12 protein-coding genes are annotated in these 14,753 nt (G+C 45.6%); 6 read left to right on the top strand and 6 right to left on the bottom strand.

Annotated features, from left to right (window positions below):
* Nucleotides 1-23 precede the first annotated feature (23 nt).
* From ACZ1GZ_RS16880 to ACZ1GZ_RS16865, 4 genes are read left to right on the top strand one after another with little or no spacing between them, the layout of a single operon-like run.
* Nucleotides 24-1,238, top strand: a complete 1,215-nt coding sequence (locus ACZ1GZ_RS16880) for a carbohydrate ABC transporter permease (protein ID WP_472666032.1) — start codon at nucleotides 24-26, stop codon at nucleotides 1,236-1,238.
* Complete coding sequence (locus tag ACZ1GZ_RS16875) at nucleotides 1,238-2,392, top strand: carbohydrate ABC transporter permease (protein ID WP_472666031.1); 1,155 nt, start codon at nucleotides 1,238-1,240, stop codon at nucleotides 2,390-2,392. Before ACZ1GZ_RS16880 ends, ACZ1GZ_RS16875 begins: the two co-directional genes overlap by 1 nt.
* Nucleotides 2,393-2,403: 11 nt before the next feature.
* A complete protein-coding gene (locus ACZ1GZ_RS16870) occupies nucleotides 2,404-4,047 on the top strand; it encodes an alpha-amylase family glycosyl hydrolase (protein ID WP_472666030.1) in 1,644 nt (547 codons plus the stop codon).
* A gap of 28 nt (nucleotides 4,048-4,075) precedes the next feature.
* A complete protein-coding gene (locus ACZ1GZ_RS16865) occupies nucleotides 4,076-5,164 on the top strand; it encodes an ABC transporter ATP-binding protein (RefSeq protein ID WP_472666029.1) in 1,089 nt (362 codons plus the stop codon).
* A gap of 51 nt (nucleotides 5,165-5,215) precedes the next feature.
* Here the strand turns inward: ACZ1GZ_RS16865 and ACZ1GZ_RS16860 are convergent, their stop codons facing one another.
* The 6 genes from ACZ1GZ_RS16860 to ACZ1GZ_RS16835 form a co-directional block, all read right to left on the bottom strand.
* Nucleotides 5,216-5,920, bottom strand: a complete 705-nt coding sequence (locus ACZ1GZ_RS16860) for an SDR family oxidoreductase (protein WP_472666028.1) — start codon at nucleotides 5,918-5,920, stop codon at nucleotides 5,216-5,218.
* Between the two features lie 22 nt (nucleotides 5,921-5,942).
* On the bottom strand, nucleotides 5,943-6,779 hold the full coding sequence (locus tag ACZ1GZ_RS16855) for an NAD-dependent epimerase/dehydratase family protein (RefSeq protein ID WP_472666027.1): 837 nt from the start codon (nucleotides 6,777-6,779) through the stop codon (nucleotides 5,943-5,945).
* Nucleotides 6,779-7,996 (bottom strand): NAD(P)/FAD-dependent oxidoreductase, encoded by a 1,218-nt coding sequence (locus ACZ1GZ_RS16850; RefSeq protein WP_472666026.1) that lies wholly within the window; start codon nucleotides 7,994-7,996, stop codon nucleotides 6,779-6,781. The genes ACZ1GZ_RS16855 and ACZ1GZ_RS16850 overlap by 1 nt, the downstream gene beginning before the upstream one ends.
* Nucleotides 7,996-9,705: a hydantoinase B/oxoprolinase family protein gene (locus tag ACZ1GZ_RS16845; protein WP_472666025.1), complete on the bottom strand. Its 1,710-nt coding sequence runs from the start codon at nucleotides 9,703-9,705 to the stop codon at nucleotides 7,996-7,998. Before ACZ1GZ_RS16845 ends, ACZ1GZ_RS16850 begins: the two co-directional genes overlap by 1 nt.
* A 9-nt stretch (nucleotides 9,706-9,714) precedes the next feature.
* Complete coding sequence (locus ACZ1GZ_RS16840; RefSeq protein WP_472666024.1) at nucleotides 9,715-11,793, bottom strand: hydantoinase/oxoprolinase family protein; 2,079 nt, start codon at nucleotides 11,791-11,793, stop codon at nucleotides 9,715-9,717.
* Nucleotides 11,794-11,908: 115 nt separating this feature from the next.
* A complete protein-coding gene (locus tag ACZ1GZ_RS16835) occupies nucleotides 11,909-12,814 on the bottom strand; it encodes a LysR family transcriptional regulator (RefSeq protein WP_472666023.1) in 906 nt (301 codons plus the stop codon).
* A 561-nt stretch (nucleotides 12,815-13,375) separates the two neighbouring features.
* Here ACZ1GZ_RS16835 and ACZ1GZ_RS16830 point away from each other — a divergent pair.
* Nucleotides 13,376-14,245, top strand: coding sequence for an SDH family Clp fold serine proteinase (locus ACZ1GZ_RS16830; RefSeq protein WP_472666022.1), 870 nt, complete (start codon nucleotides 13,376-13,378; stop codon nucleotides 14,243-14,245).
* A gap of 10 nt (nucleotides 14,246-14,255) precedes the next feature.
* Nucleotides 14,256-14,462, top strand: coding sequence for a hypothetical protein (locus ACZ1GZ_RS16825; RefSeq protein WP_472666021.1), 207 nt, complete (start codon nucleotides 14,256-14,258; stop codon nucleotides 14,460-14,462).
* Nucleotides 14,463-14,753 lie beyond the last annotated feature (291 nt).

The following is a 14,753-nucleotide window of genomic DNA, read 5'->3' as shown; positions in this document are numbered from 1 at the left end:
AGACAGGGGATTGGGAGTGTCTGATGGAAGCTGCTTATAAAGGGTTACTCACTATATTCTTGGGTGTTGGCGGATGTCTTTTATATTTTTATCTGTCGAACCAAATTCTTGATAAAGTTTTATTTCCAGCGAAAGGTGCCATGGCTGGCCGCAATATTAATCGCGCCAATATGATTAGACCATGGTTGTTTGTTTTTCCTGCAATGGCAGCGCTTGGAATTTACCTAGCATATCCTGTTGTGGCGACTTTCTGGTACTCTTTAACAGATCGAAATCAAGGTGATGCATTTGTTGGATTGGCAAACTATCAACAGATGATGGCTGAGCCTAAATTTTGGGAAGCGATGCGCAATAACATGCTTTGGCTCATCATTGTGCCTGCAGCTTCGACCGCATTCGGATTGCTCGCTGCGCAGCTGACTGACCGTATTAAATGGGGATCGATTGCAAAATCTCTCATCTTTATGCCAATGGCGATCTCATTTGTTGGCGCGGCGGTTATCTTTAAGTTGATCTATGACACGCGTCCGGTCGATCAGGCACAAATTGGTGTTTTAAATGCTGTTTGGTTGCAGTTTGATGGCGGTATTGGCTCGTGGCTGATCCTGCGTTTAATCCCTGGACTCTTGATGCTCTGCGCAGCAGCAGTTGCAGCCTATGTTGCCTACAACATGTTTCTCACTATTCGTGAAAAAGGTGGTGCTGTTCTGCGCGGTATTGCTATCGCCTTATTGGCCTATATCACCTATTCATTTTTATCTTTGGCGCTTGGCGCATTTACATCAGCGCATGCATATGGTGAACCGCAAACTTGGCTCACTATTCCCGGTTGGAATTCTTTCTTGCTCATGGTCGTTCTAATTTGGATCCAGACGGGATTTGCAATGGTGATTTTATCAGCGGCACTTCGGGGTATCCCTGAAGAAACAATTGAGGCTTCAATTGTTGATGGCGCTAATCCGTTCCAGGTGTTCTTTAAGATCAAGATGCCTCAAATTTCAGGCACAATCGTTGTGGTCTGGACGACGATTACACTGGTGGTGTTAAAGGTCTTTGATATCGTATTTGCGATGACAAACGGACAATGGGAAACACAGGTTTTGGCAAACTACATGTTTGATAAATTGTTCCGCGCCAATGACTGGGGTGTGGGATCTGCATCTGCAATGATCATCATGTTGCTGGTCAGCCCTATCTTGGTTTGGAACGTTTATAACGCCCGCAAGGAGATGAAGTGATGGATAATATTGCCGGAAAAAAATCCAGCCTTAATTGGGCTGTTCAGATTTCAGTTGTCCTGCTTGTGGCTTTGTGGCTGTTTCCAACTTTTGGTCTGTTGGTTTCTTCGTTCAGAACAGCGGATCAAATTTCAAGTTCGGGTTGGTGGGATTCGCTTTTCCCAACCCAACAAAATCTCACACTTCGTGCTGCAGATCCTGATGATGAGGGCAATCAAGTCTTAAAAGATGGTCTTTATATCGTTGAAGGAAATCTTTTTGGTGAAGCGGGTGATGCTGAGATTAGTGTATGGGGTACTTCATCGCGTGCGATTGACGCAAATGTTGCCGGTGACACTGCTGAGATGAAGGATGGTGAAACAATGACCGTCCTTTCAGATGGCACCTATCGTTGGACTAGTCCTGAGGAATTAACAGGTCGTGGGCAACGAGTATTTGTGACCGCAACAGCACCGCCTGAATTTACCTTCGCAAACTATGATAATGTTTTGTTTAGTGGCAACAGTACCGATAGTATGGCAAAAGCGTTCTTTAACACGCTAACTGTGACCATCCCGGCAACCATTATCCCGATCGTAATCGCTGCATTTGCCGCCTATGCATTGGCATGGATGGATTTTCCTGGGCGCGCTATTTTAATTGCAATTGTCGTTGGGCTTTTGGTTGTGCCATTGCAACTGGCATTGATCCCGCTTTTACGATTGCATTTGGGTATTGGCATCGGAAAAGGCTATCTGGGGGTATGGCTTGCGCATACAGGATTTGGCCTGCCGCTTGCGATTTACTTACTTCGAAATTATATGGTTGGATTGCCAAAGGATATCATCGAAAACGCCCGTGTTGATGGGGCGACGGATTTCCAGATCTTTACCAAAATCATATTGCCGCTGTCTTTCCCAGCACTTGCATCTTTTGCCATTTTCCAGTTCTTGTGGACGTGGAATGATTTGCTGGTGGCCAAAGTGTTCTTGATTGATGCAACAGGCGAAACGACGGTGATGACCAATCAGATTGTCGAATTGCTTGGAACCCGGGGAGGAAATTGGGAGATCTTGGCAACAGCAGCATTTGTGTCCATTGCTGTGCCGTTAATTGTGTTCTTTGCCATGCAAAAGTACCTCGTTCGTGGGCTTTTAGCTGGTTCTGTTAAATAGGAATAATTGTTATGAATCTTGCAGCAGCTCCTTTGTTGGATAACGCTACAAATAAAGACTGGTGGCGCGGTGCCATCATCTATCAAATCTATCCACGCAGCTATCAAGATAGCAACGGAGATGGCATCGGCGATCTTGCTGGTATTGTCCAGCGCATCCCATATATTGCGACATTGGGTGTGGACGCAATTTGGATTTCGCCGTTTTTCACCTCGCCGATGAAAGACTTTGGATATGATGTCAGTAATTATTGCGATGTCGATCCAATGTTTGGCACCCTTGCTGATTTTGATGCAATCGTTGCATCAGCCCATCGCCACGGGATTCGTGTGATGATTGATCTGGTGATGAGCCACACAAGTGATCAACACCCATGGTTCAAAGAAAGCAGAGCCGATCGTACTAATGCAAAATCGGATTGGTATGTCTGGTCTGATCCAAAGCCTGATGGCACACCACCGAATAACTGGCTATCGATCTTTGGCGGTAGCGCTTGGCAATGGGATGGGCGTCGTGAGCAATATTATATGCATAACTTTCTCACATCGCAGCCCGATCTCAATCTGCATAATATTGAAGTTCAAGATGCACTTTTAGATGCTGCGAAGTTTTGGCTTGATCGTGGTGTTGATGGTTTCCGATTGGATACCATTAATTTCTATTTCCATGATCAGGAGCTTAGAGATAATCCACCATTGCCGCCAGAGGAGCGCAATGCGACGATTGCACCATCGGTGAACCCGTATAATCACCAAAACCATCTTTATGACAAAAATCGCCCTGAGAATCTCGCTTTCTTGCGTAGATTCCGTGCGCAGATGGAACCTTTCGGTGCCGCCGCTGTTGGTGAAGTTGGCGATGCTCAATTTGGTTTAGAAATTCTTGGGCAATATACAGCGGGCGATGAGCTTATGCAGATGTGTTATGCGTTTGAGTTCTTGGCGCAAGAACAGCCTGATGCTGGCCGCATAGTTGAAGTTCTGCAAAAGGTTGATGAGGTGGCCAGTGATGGATGGGCCTGCTGGGCGTTTTCAAACCATGACGTGGCCCGACATGCTTCGCGCTGGAATTTAAATGATGCGGGACAGCGCTTGTTTGCATCGATGATAATCTGTCTACGCGGATCCGTTTGCCTCTACCAAGGTGAAGAACTTGGATTGCCGGAAGCCGAAGTCAAATTTGAAGATTTGCAAGATCCATATGGCATTGAATTCTGGCCGGAATATCGGGGGCGCGATGGATGTCGTACGCCCATGGCTTGGCAAAACAATAATCAAAATGGTGGTTTCTCGGAAGGTAAGCCTTGGTTGCCTGTTGCGCCTGAACATTTGGCAAAGTCTGTGGAGGAGCAGGAGAAAGATCCTTCTGCGCTCATTCATTACTACCGCAAAGCCATTCAATTCCGTCAAACGCATCCAGCGTTATCGGTTGGCGAACATAGCGAACTTAAGCAGGTTGGTGACGTGGTGACGTTCCAGCGACATCTTGAAGGGCAGACACTTTTGTGTGCATTCAATGTGAGTGAAGGCTCATGCCAGTTTAAGTTACCGGAAGGAAATTGGTTGCCGATTGGTGATGAACTGGGCGGAATTCAATCAATCAGCGATGGTGCAATAAATATGGGACCTTGGCAGGTCTTCATTGGGCAGAAATAAGATCATTAGAATCTGAAAGGGTGGAGATATGACCGACGTAAAACTAACGGGTGTGGAGAAAACCTACGGCGGCACAGTCAATGTTCTCAATGATATCAATCTTGATATTAAGCAAGGGGAATTGATTGTCTTTGTTGGTCCTTCCGGCTGCGGTAAATCGACGTTGTTGCGCATGATAGCGGGCCTAGAACAGATCACCGATGGTACGTTGGAAATCGGCGGTGATGTCGTCAATGACATTCCGCCTGCCCAACGCGGTATCGCCATGGTGTTCCAGTCTTATGCGCTATATCCGCATATGACGGTTCGCGAAAATATGTCGTTTGCGCTTAAGCTTGCTAAGAAACCTCAAGCGGAGATTGATGAAGCAATTGCGCGTACGGCAAAGACCTTGCAACTCGAAGAATATCTAGATCGTCTGCCGAAAGCTCTATCTGGTGGTCAGAGACAGCGCGTTGCGATTGGTCGTTCCATTGTCCGCGATCCAAAAGTTTATCTCTTTGATGAGCCGCTATCTAATCTTGATGCTGCATTGCGTGTTGCAACGCGGATTGAGATTGCTCAGCTAAAAGAATCTATGCCGGAAAGCACAATGATTTATGTAACGCATGATCAGGTTGAAGCGATGACACTCGCATCTCGGATTGTTGTTTTGGCCAATAAAGGTATTGCGCAAGTTGGTACGCCGCTTGAGCTTTATGAGCGTCCCGAAAATGAATTTGTGGCACAGTTTATTGGATCACCTGCGATGAATTTGTTACCTGGCGAGATAACAGAAACGGGTAAGCAAACAACCGTGAAACTCGATGGTGGCGGCGTCGCTGTTTCAGCTGTGCCAACAAAAGCTGAAGACAAAGGCTTGAAGGTCAATATTGGTGTGCGTCCTGAAGATATGATCGAAACCAAAGATGATCATATCTTTGAAGGTAAGGTCAATATCACCGAAGCATTGGGTGAGGTTACTCTTTTATATTTTGAAAAGGTTGGAGGCGCTGATCCTGTGATCGGTAAATTGCCTGGCATTCACGGTGATTTAAGAGGCAAGTCCGTACGCGTATCTGCGTCACCTGAAAAAGTACAGATCTTCCACGAAGGTCAGTCACTCTATTATCGCTAAGTGACAAGAATTTTAGCCGCGTTCAACAAAACGAACGCGGCTTTTTCATGTCTATACGGATGCGGTCAAGCCGCCATCAACGCGGATGTTTTGTCCGGTGATATAGCTCGATTTATCAGATGCGAGGAATGCGACGGTTTCTGATAATTCGCGCACTTTGGCATATCGACCTGCTGGGATACGGGCTACGCGATCTTCTTTTTCAGGCAAGCTATCGATAAAGCCAGGTAGAACATTATTCATGCGAATGTTTTCGCGCGCATATTTGCTGCTGAATAATTTGGTGTAGCCAGCCAGTCCTGCTCGGAAGATGGCTGATGTTGGAAAATCTGGATCCGGTTCAAACACTGCGAAGGTCGAAATATTGACAATTGAACCGCTGCCTTGCTTTTGCATGATCGGCAAAACAATACGGGTCGTGCGCACAACATTGAGCATGTAATAATCCATGCCTTTGTGCCAGTCTTCGTCACTGATCTCCATGATGTCGCCTTTAGGGCCATGGCCAGCGCAGTTAACCACAGCATCAATTCGTCCAAAACGTTCCATGGTGAGCGCAACGAACTTTTCCAAATCTTCAACATTAAGGTTGGATCCTGTGAAACCCAATCCACCTAACTCTTTACCCAATGCTTCACCTTTGCCTGATGACGACATCACAGCCACATCAAAGCCGTCTTCACGTAATTTCTTTGCACTATCCGCGCCGATACCACTTCCGCCGCCTACAATAAGTGCCACTGGTTTATCTGCCATGATCTTTCCTTTTATAAATTAGCTATGAGCTCTTTTTCGTATCGTCAATGATATCCATCTGCGCGATACCGCTATTGCCCAAGGGGACAGACGCAAATGGTCCACCATGACACATATGCTCCGGATTTTGTGGATCCATTGGCGGATCATTTGCCAATATTTCCTCAGCAAATTGCTCAGCATTGTCTTTTGGACGATAGCCGATGAAACTGGCTTTTGAATTATCTACGGGTACACGATCATTGTCTGACACACCATAGATGACTGAAAAACCGGTTACCGGCGTTTCAATGCAGCGCTGTACTAATTGGATGAGATCATCATAAGATAACCATGAACCAAGCGCGCGCGCACCTGTGACTTGTGCACAGGACAAGATGCGCATATGGACGCTTTCCACGCCGCGTTTATCCCAATACATGCGACCCAAATCTTCAGCAAAGCATTTCGCCAATCCATAAAATGTATCTGGCCTGTGCGGAGCATCGGTTCCAATGAATTCATTTTTGGGATGCATGCCCACGGCATGAATGGAACTGCCGTAAATGACGCGCTTCAAGCCATTTTGGTAAGCTGATTCCCATACATTATAGGCACCAACGAAATTTGGTCCGAGTAGTTTTTCAAAAGGACCTTCATCGGCATAGGCTCCCATATGCACGACCATATCAGCGCCCTTTAATACAGTCATCATATCATCAAGCTTGGCAAGGTCAGCTTTTACATAGCTTTCGCCATCATACAGTTTTCCGATGTCATCAACGATGTCTGTTGAGACAAACTCATCAGCAAGCTGAGCCAATGGTTCGCGAAGATAAGAGCCGAGACGTCCGGCAGCGCCTGTTAATACCAGTTTCATTAGATAACGGCTTTCTCGATAAATTCTTTGTTTTTAACAATGCGATCGTAACCGAAATCGCTTAGGTCCAATGTGCGATATTCACCATGGGCGATGATCTCAGCTATGCCGCGTCCCATGGCTGGTGATTGTTGTAATCCATGACCAGAGAACCCGTTGAGGAAGATGAAGTTTTTCACCTCATCATGAGGGCCTAAAATCGCGTTATGATCAAAAGTGTTATAGGCGTAATGACCCGCCCATTCATTTGTTACCTTGATGGCTTCGAATTGTGGAATACGGCTCGCCATAACTGGCCATATATGATCCTGCCAGAGTTCATGATCCATTTCAAAGTCGTCATAATCTGGCGCTGGGTCATAATCTGCATGACCACCTGCTAGATAGTATTCTGTGCCTTCTTGACGGACATGAACACCAGATGGATCAATGGTTAAGGGTAGGGGACGATCAAGTGGTTGTTCTGCTTGGAAGATCCATGTAAAACGTTTGCGCGGCTCAACGGGGATTTCAATACCTGCCATGCGCGATGTAAGAACAGCTCGCGGTCCGGATGCGTTTACGACCTGTCCGCAGGAAATGATCTCACCAGAATTTAAAGTCACACTTTCAACTCGTTCACCATTTGCACTTTTTGTCATGGCAACGACTTCGTTTTGGCAATATTCAATCCCGCGTTCACGCGCCGATTTTCGCCACCAATCGAATACCGTAATTCCATCCCAGTAACCTTCGTCTACGGTATTGATGCTACCTAGAATGATGTCGTCGACGTTATAAAACGGGTATTCCTGTTTTATTTGCTCAGGTGTTAAAACACGCGTACCGGCGCCCGCTGCAACTTGCATGGCTTGGTTTTCGATCAATACGTCTGCAAATTCTTCGTTGTCGGCGAGATACATATAGCCAAAATTCTGGATCTCAAGTTCAGGTACGCGCTCATCACCGCCCATATATTGGCGCAGGTTTTTGACAAAATCGGCCGCAAATTGTGAGCATTTCACGTTGATCTCAGCTGAGAATTGCTGACGCATACAGCTATTGGTGCGGCTGGTTGAGGCAAATTCATAGGATGGATCTCGTTCAATAATAAGGACGCTGCCATCAAAGTCCTTGTCATCACTTAAAAACCATGCGGCCGATGAGCCAAAGATAGCGCCACCTACAATGACAACATCATAGCTAGATTGTTTTGGCGCTTGTGTTTTCAAAACCATTATATTGCCTCTCCTTTTTTGACTGCATCTAAAACATCATCGATGTCTTTTTCAGCCAATCCATAGTCTCTTTTTGCTGTTTCAACAGAGATGTAACCGCGTGCTAAATCACGTTTTACAAGCTCAACGTCTCGTTCACTTGGGTCACCATAACCAGCACCGCCAGGGAAGGCGAGTACGACTTTGCGCCCATGGGGTACAAATTGTTTTCCTTTGCCATTCATCGGTGAGCCATCATCTTGCGCAATCGTTGTTGCGCTGCCATTTTGGCCTCCATTACGACCCCTTGCCGGGTGGTCAACGCGATCAAACATGGCTTGGAAATCAAATTCATGACCTTCCATTGCGCCAACTTCCATATACTGCCCAAGGCCACCGCGTTGCTTGCCTGCACCGCCGCTATCCGGACGTAGCTCTTTTCGCCAGATGATAACCGGGCCTGCATGTTCTGTGGCTTCGATTGGCATGGTCATAACACCTGATGGAAATGCCGTTGCGTTTAATCCATCATGTTCAGGTCTTGCGCCCGAACCGCCTGAGTTAAATGTCAGCACTTCAGAACGCGTAGCGTCTTCAGGTGCGGGTGCATCTGTTCTTGGTCGCAGCGATACTTGGAAGTTACATAAACATCCCGCACCTTCCGCCGGAACCACATTTGGCAAGATTTTATCCAGCGCATTATAAACAGTGTCGGGCACAAAATGACCAACGATATGCCGCAAAGCAACCGGTGCCGGATGAAGTGCATTGACGATGGTATTTTCCGGCGCATGCGTGATAAATGGGGCTAACGAGGCTGCATTGTTTGGAATTTCAGGTGCGATAGCGCATTTTAATGCATAACATGCATAGGCTTTTGTATAGACCATCGGGCAGTTAATGCCTTTTTTGTCTAGGCCTGAAGAACCTGTAAAATCGGTAACAATATTATCTTCATTGATGGTCAATTTTACCTTTAGGGTGATTGGTTTTGCAAAACCATCAACGGTCATTTCACCCTCCGCCGTATTGCGCGGAAGTGCAGCTATTCGTTCAATCGTTGCTCTACGAGAATTTTCTAAAATAAATTCTGCAATGCCACTTAAATCTTCAAGCTTGAATTCTTCCATCATATCGATAAGGCGTCGGTGGCCAATTTCATTGCATGTTGCGAGCGCATACATATCGCCGACCAATTGATCGGGTTCTCGCACATTGCCGCGAACAATGCTGATCAGCGTCTTATCCACTTCGCCTCGTTCAACAAACTTCATGATTGGGATATAAAGCCCTTCTTCATAAACGCTCGCTGCATCAGCACCAAAGCCACGACCACCGATATCGACGATATGCGCGGTGCAGGCAAAAAAACCAACCAAGCTACCTTTAAAAAAGGATGGGGTAACCACTGTGATATCATGAAGGTGGCCAGTGCCTTCCCAAGGATCATTGGTGATATAAACATCGCCTTCGAAGATATTTTCGCATCCAATGCGGCGAATAAAATGACCAACCGCATCTGCCATGGCGTTAACATGTCCGGGCGTACCAGTAACGGCTTGCGCTAGCATTTGACCCTCGACATTATAAACACCTGCAGATAAATCACCGGCCTCACGAACCGAGGTTGAAAATGCCGTGCGAACGAGCGCTTGTGCCTGTTCTTCAACCACTGAAATCATGCGGTTCCACATGACCTGATAGGAAACATTTGAATGTTGCTTTGTCATGTTTTCATCCTAAGCCTTGATGCTCAAATCAATGCATCCATCCGGCTGGCGAATGGCCTTTCGGCTGGATGGTACAATGATTGTGGTTTCGTCTTCAGTGATCGCTGCAGGGCCTTCAACAGTCATGCCTGAAATCATGTCATCTCGAAGCACGATAGCTGCATCCACTTGCGCACCAATTGCGGGATCAAAGATTGCCCGCGCTCCTTGTTTGGGAGCTGTATTGCCCTTGCTTTCTTCGTGAACGCGGGCAACTGGCTCTGGCCGCGTGGTGGCATTGACCGCCCAAACAGTGATTTCGACATCCATGCCGTGCACAGGTCGTCCAAACAAATTGGTGTAGTCTTTTTCGAAAAGATCTTGGAACGTTTTAGCATCTGGATTTGTTGCTTGCTCTTGGGTCAAAGAAATCGGAATTTCCCAACCCTGTCCTGTATAGCGCATATAGACTTTGTATTCCGACACAATCTCAGCATCTTGATCGCAATTGCGCACAAATCCAACAGCTTCAGTTTTTAAATCCGTCAGCAATGATTTAATCAACTCACCATCAAAATCAGAAAGCTTCATATAAACTGAGCGGTTTGCTTCAAAACTAAATGGCGCGCGTAAGAACCCGATTGCCGAGCCAACGCCAGCTCCCGGAGGCACAAGTAGACGGTTCACACCAAGCTTTTCACATAATCTTCCTGCATGAAGGGGTGCTGCACCGCCAAAGGCAATCATTGTATATTCTGATAAGTCTTCGCCGTTTTCGACCGCATGCACGCGTGCCGCATTCGACATATTCTCATCGACGACCTCTGCAAGACCAAATGCTGCCGTTTGCGCATCCATATCAAGTGAGGTGCCAATCGCATCATCAAGCGCTGTTGCTGCATTGTCTTTATTCAGTTTGATTGTGCCGCCAGCAAAATTATCCGGATCCAATTTACCCAAGACAAGATCTGCGTCAGTAACTGCGGGTTTTTCGCCGCCTCTATTATAGCATGCAGGCCCGGGTTCAGAGCCTGCAGATTCAGGCCCCACTCTGATTTGCTTCATAGTATCGACATGGGCCAGAGATCCGCCACCTGCGCCGATTTCCACCATGTCGATGACAGGGATTGAAATTGGCATGCCAGAGCCTTTTTTAAAGCGGTATGTTCGCGCAACTTCAAACACGCGTGAAGTTTTAGGTGTTTGGTTTTTAATCAGACAAATCTTGGCTGTTGTACCGCCCATATCGAAGGATAAAACCTTATCCAGTCCATAACGGGCGGCGATATTGGCGGCAAACACTGCGCCACCTGCGGGTCCTGATTCAACCAAACGCACGGGGAAATCAGCAGCGCTCTCAATGGAAATAATCCCGCCGCCCGAATGCATAAGGAAGATATTGCAACTCACACCTTCATCGCGCAGGCGACCTTCCAGGCGACCAAGATATGATTTCATCAATGGTTTGATATATGCGTTGGCAACAACGGTATTAAAGCGCTCATATTCGCGCAATTGCGGTGAAACTTCAGATGAAAGCGACACCATTACATCCGGCAGTTTTTCTTCCAAAACTTCGCGCACCATTTTCTCATGCGCGTCATTTAGATAAGAATGGATGAGACCAACCGCGATGCTTTCATAGCTGCCAAGCGCGATCTCATCGACCAAAGTTTCAATATCTGCGCGCTGTAGTGGGATTAAGATATTACCCTTCGCATCGACGCGTTCCTCCAGCGTAAAGCGCATCTGACGCGGCAATAATGGTTCGGGCAGTTTGAGATTTAAATCATATTGTTCAAAACGTGATTCCGTACGCATTTCAATCACATCACGAAAGCCTCGTGTTGTAATGAGTGCTGTCTTTGCGCCACGACGCTCAATCAGCGCATTTGTTGCAAGTGTCGTGCCGTGGATAATTTGTTCAATATCTGAAGGCGTGGTATTTGCTTTTTCACAAACTTGTCTCATCCCATCTATGATGGCGTTTTCAGGGGCAATATAGGTGGTCAGCACTTTTGTTGAGTGCAACGTGCCGTTCACTTCAAGCACAACATCGGTAAATGTTCCGCCGATATCTACACCCAATCGGATTTTAGATTTATTCATTTACAAGACCCTTGCACATCGAACGCATTTGTTGCTGATTGTGCAAGATTTTATCAAAGCTCTGACATAAATAAAAATCGAATAATTATATTTATTTGATAAAGATATTTTATTCTTAATTGAGGTTTTTTGGATAAGACATTGAAATCTCACCTGCAAGTTTGGCAACTTTTTCCACCGCATTGGGGGCAGTGTCTGCATCATATCGTGCGAGAAACTCCAAAGATGTGGGATGCCAAGCGTATTGGATATGCGTTAAATTGCCATCGATGATATCTTGATGCACCATTGCCGCGGGGAGGCATGCAACTCCTAATCCATCAAGCGCCATGTTTTGACATGGTGCCAGGCTGGAGGAGGGGATGATTGTTGGTGCTTTTCCTTTTGCGCTGTGAAAATGGTTTTCGATTTCTTCAAACAGTCTTGTGCCGCGCGTGTGGGTTAAAATCGGGCAGGCTTTCATTTCATCCAAAGTGGGGAATTTGATTTTTGCAATGTCTAGCTCAGGAGAAGCTACCCAAACAAATGGGTAGGCGCCAAGGTCTACAGAGCCGCTGGTGCGGCGCCTAAAAGGCCCGTTTTGAAAAGTTAGATCCAAGCTGCGGGAGAAAAGCGCGGGGCGTAAGTTATCAGATAAATCAACTTGAAGTTCGATCCTTAAATTAGGATAAAGGTCTTTCACCTGTTTTAAAAACTGCCGAAGCCAGGTATTGACAATCATCTCGGTTACGCCAAGCTTGATGACACCTTCGATACGTTTGGATTGGCCCGCGGCTTCGATGAGATTTTCAACGCTGCGCAGAATTTTTCGAGCTTCGGGCAGCAATTGCTCACCCTTGGCATTTAAACGAACAGAGCCAGCATCGCGTTCCATCAGTTTGGTATTGAGCGCCCCTTCAAGCGAGGATATCCGCGCTGAAATATTAGGCTGCGTGGTGTTTAAACGCTCAGCGGCACGGCGAAAGCTTTCTAAATCAGATACCCATATAAAAGCTTCAAGCTGCTTGAAGTTGATGTTCATTGCGCGCTCCCAAGACAAAATCTAACTGCACTATAATCAAGATTCAAAATCAAATCAAAATTTATAGATAAATTTTTGTTATGAATTGTGGGAGTGGATTGCGGATAGGGAAGGGGCGGTTAGTTTAAAATTGCTATGCGCTTGGTGGTGGGATCTTGAGTTTTTAAGAAGAAAATGGTGCTGCCGAGGTGATTTGAACACCCGACCTCTCCCTTACCAAAACTTTTTAGCTGTCTCATAAACAACAAAAGACAAAGTCTGGAGCCGAAAATCAATAACTTAACTGTCAATTTGTTGGCAGAAAACCAACAAAACAGACAAAACTGACATGATTTGCGTGATAAATCATGCGTCGCTTGAACTTAACTGCTCTGAATAGTTTGGCACAAGCGTCAACACTTAATAATAGAATTTGATTGTTTTTAAAACCTATTGCTAGTAATAGTTTAATTCGCTGCGAAAATCAACCGTTGGTTTAATTTCTAACACGTTGATGGCGAAAACCAGAAGTACTAAATTTATATCAATACGCCCGGCAAACCGAACCAAGGTCAAAGACTTATGAATCCTGATAACCATGATCAAACAATGCTCAATTTTATCGATCAGCAGGCTAGGAATTTAGAAGATAAACTTTGTACTGATGTAATTTTTTATCATGGGCCAATTCACCCGGCACTATTTAGACCGTTTAGAGATTTTATTGAAGAGGTCGTTGATAAAAGCACACGCAAGGAAAGGGCGATATCAGTTGTTTTAAGAACAGGTGGTGGTTCGGCAGAAACAACTGAAAGAATGGTTGCAGTTTTGAGAAAACATTACGAACAAATTTTCTTTATCGTACCAGATAGAGCAATGTCGGCTGGCACCATTTTTTGTATGGCCGGTGATAAGATTTATATGGATTACGCAAGCAGTCTCGGTCCAATCGATCCGCAGGTTCAATTACCGCAAACCGGCGACCTAGTCCCGGCGTTGGGTTACATTGATAAAGTCGCTGAGATTGTTAGAAAATCAAAACTGACCCCTGCGGATGTTGTGTTGCTAAAAAGCATAGATCTTGCGAAACTAGCTTTATTTGAACAAGGTAAAGATTTATCAATTGATTTGCTTCAGGATTGGCTTGTACGGTATAAGTTTAAGGAATGGAATAAGCACAGGACCACAAATCCGGGATCCGATGTTACGCCGGAACAGAAACGAAAGCGGGCAAAGGAGATAGCGACAGCACTTTCAGATCATAAGCGTTGGCGGTCGCACGGGCGCAATCTGGATATAGATAAATTGAAAGCTCTTCGTATAGAGATTGATGATTATTCGGATGATTTGGATTTGCGAAGTGCTATAAGAAGCTATAATGATCCACTAACAGGATTTGTGGATAGAAACAGATTCGAATTTTATTTGCACAACGCAAATGTTCAAAACTAGGGAGATACTAATGGCTAACCTTGTGATCGATGTTGAGGAAAAACTTAAAGATGTTAGCGAACTCGACAGCTATTCAGAAGTTTTTGAATCTCTCAATCTTGAGGAAAAAATGGCGTTAGCGGAAGCTGAACGTCTTGCGGATATGTTTGAAGATGTTAAGCCAGAAACAACCATTGTAGCGAGCAAGCATTTGTTTTCGCTGCCGCTAGCTGACTAGGTATCCGTACTACGAATAATTAAAACTAAAAATTCTATCAAAAACATGGCATGATCATGCCATGTTAGCTGCGTCTACGTCTGCATCTCAACCGTGTCTGTGTCTTTGAATGACGTCCACGTCTACAGACAGTTTTATGTCTGCATCATTTTCTTATAATACATCACGATTTAATACTGATAAAAATTTCGGTTTGTACTCTTGTGTTTTCTGTAGGTCTTCTCGCGCCTGCAAAATAGACAAAGCCTCTTGTGGGACCAACAAAACTATTAGTTTCAGAGCTAAATCAGT

It is taken from the genome of Lentilitoribacter sp. JB5-8 (genome assembly GCF_055693385.1).
Note: the sequence above shows the minus strand (reverse complement) of the source record. Positions and strands in the feature narration are given on the sequence as shown.

Coding starts and splice junctions, on each gene's coding strand:
- ACZ1GZ_RS16880 (WP_472666032.1), top strand. CDS start 24: ATGGAAGCTGCTTATAAAGGGTTACTCACTATATTCTTGGGTGTTGGC.
- ACZ1GZ_RS16875 (WP_472666031.1), top strand. CDS start 1,238: ATGGATAATATTGCCGGAAAAAAATCCAGCCTTAATTGGGCTGTTCAG.
- ACZ1GZ_RS16870 (WP_472666030.1), top strand. CDS start 2,404: ATGAATCTTGCAGCAGCTCCTTTGTTGGATAACGCTACAAATAAAGAC.
- ACZ1GZ_RS16865 (WP_472666029.1), top strand. CDS start 4,076: ATGACCGACGTAAAACTAACGGGTGTGGAGAAAACCTACGGCGGCACA.
- ACZ1GZ_RS16860 (WP_472666028.1), bottom strand. CDS start 5,920: ATGGCAGATAAACCAGTGGCACTTATTGTAGGCGGCGGAAGTGGTATC.
- ACZ1GZ_RS16855 (WP_472666027.1), bottom strand. CDS start 6,779: ATGAAACTGGTATTAACAGGCGCTGCCGGACGTCTCGGCTCTTATCTT.
- ACZ1GZ_RS16850 (WP_472666026.1), bottom strand. CDS start 7,996: ATGGTTTTGAAAACACAAGCGCCAAAACAATCTAGCTATGATGTTGTC.
- ACZ1GZ_RS16845 (WP_472666025.1), bottom strand. CDS start 9,705: ATGACAAAGCAACATTCAAATGTTTCCTATCAGGTCATGTGGAACCGC.
- ACZ1GZ_RS16840 (WP_472666024.1), bottom strand. CDS start 11,793: ATGAATAAATCTAAAATCCGATTGGGTGTAGATATCGGCGGAACATTT.
- ACZ1GZ_RS16835 (WP_472666023.1), bottom strand. CDS start 12,814: ATGAACATCAACTTCAAGCAGCTTGAAGCTTTTATATGGGTATCTGAT.
- ACZ1GZ_RS16830 (WP_472666022.1), top strand. CDS start 13,376: ATGAATCCTGATAACCATGATCAAACAATGCTCAATTTTATCGATCAG.
- ACZ1GZ_RS16825 (WP_472666021.1), top strand. CDS start 14,256: ATGGCTAACCTTGTGATCGATGTTGAGGAAAAACTTAAAGATGTTAGC.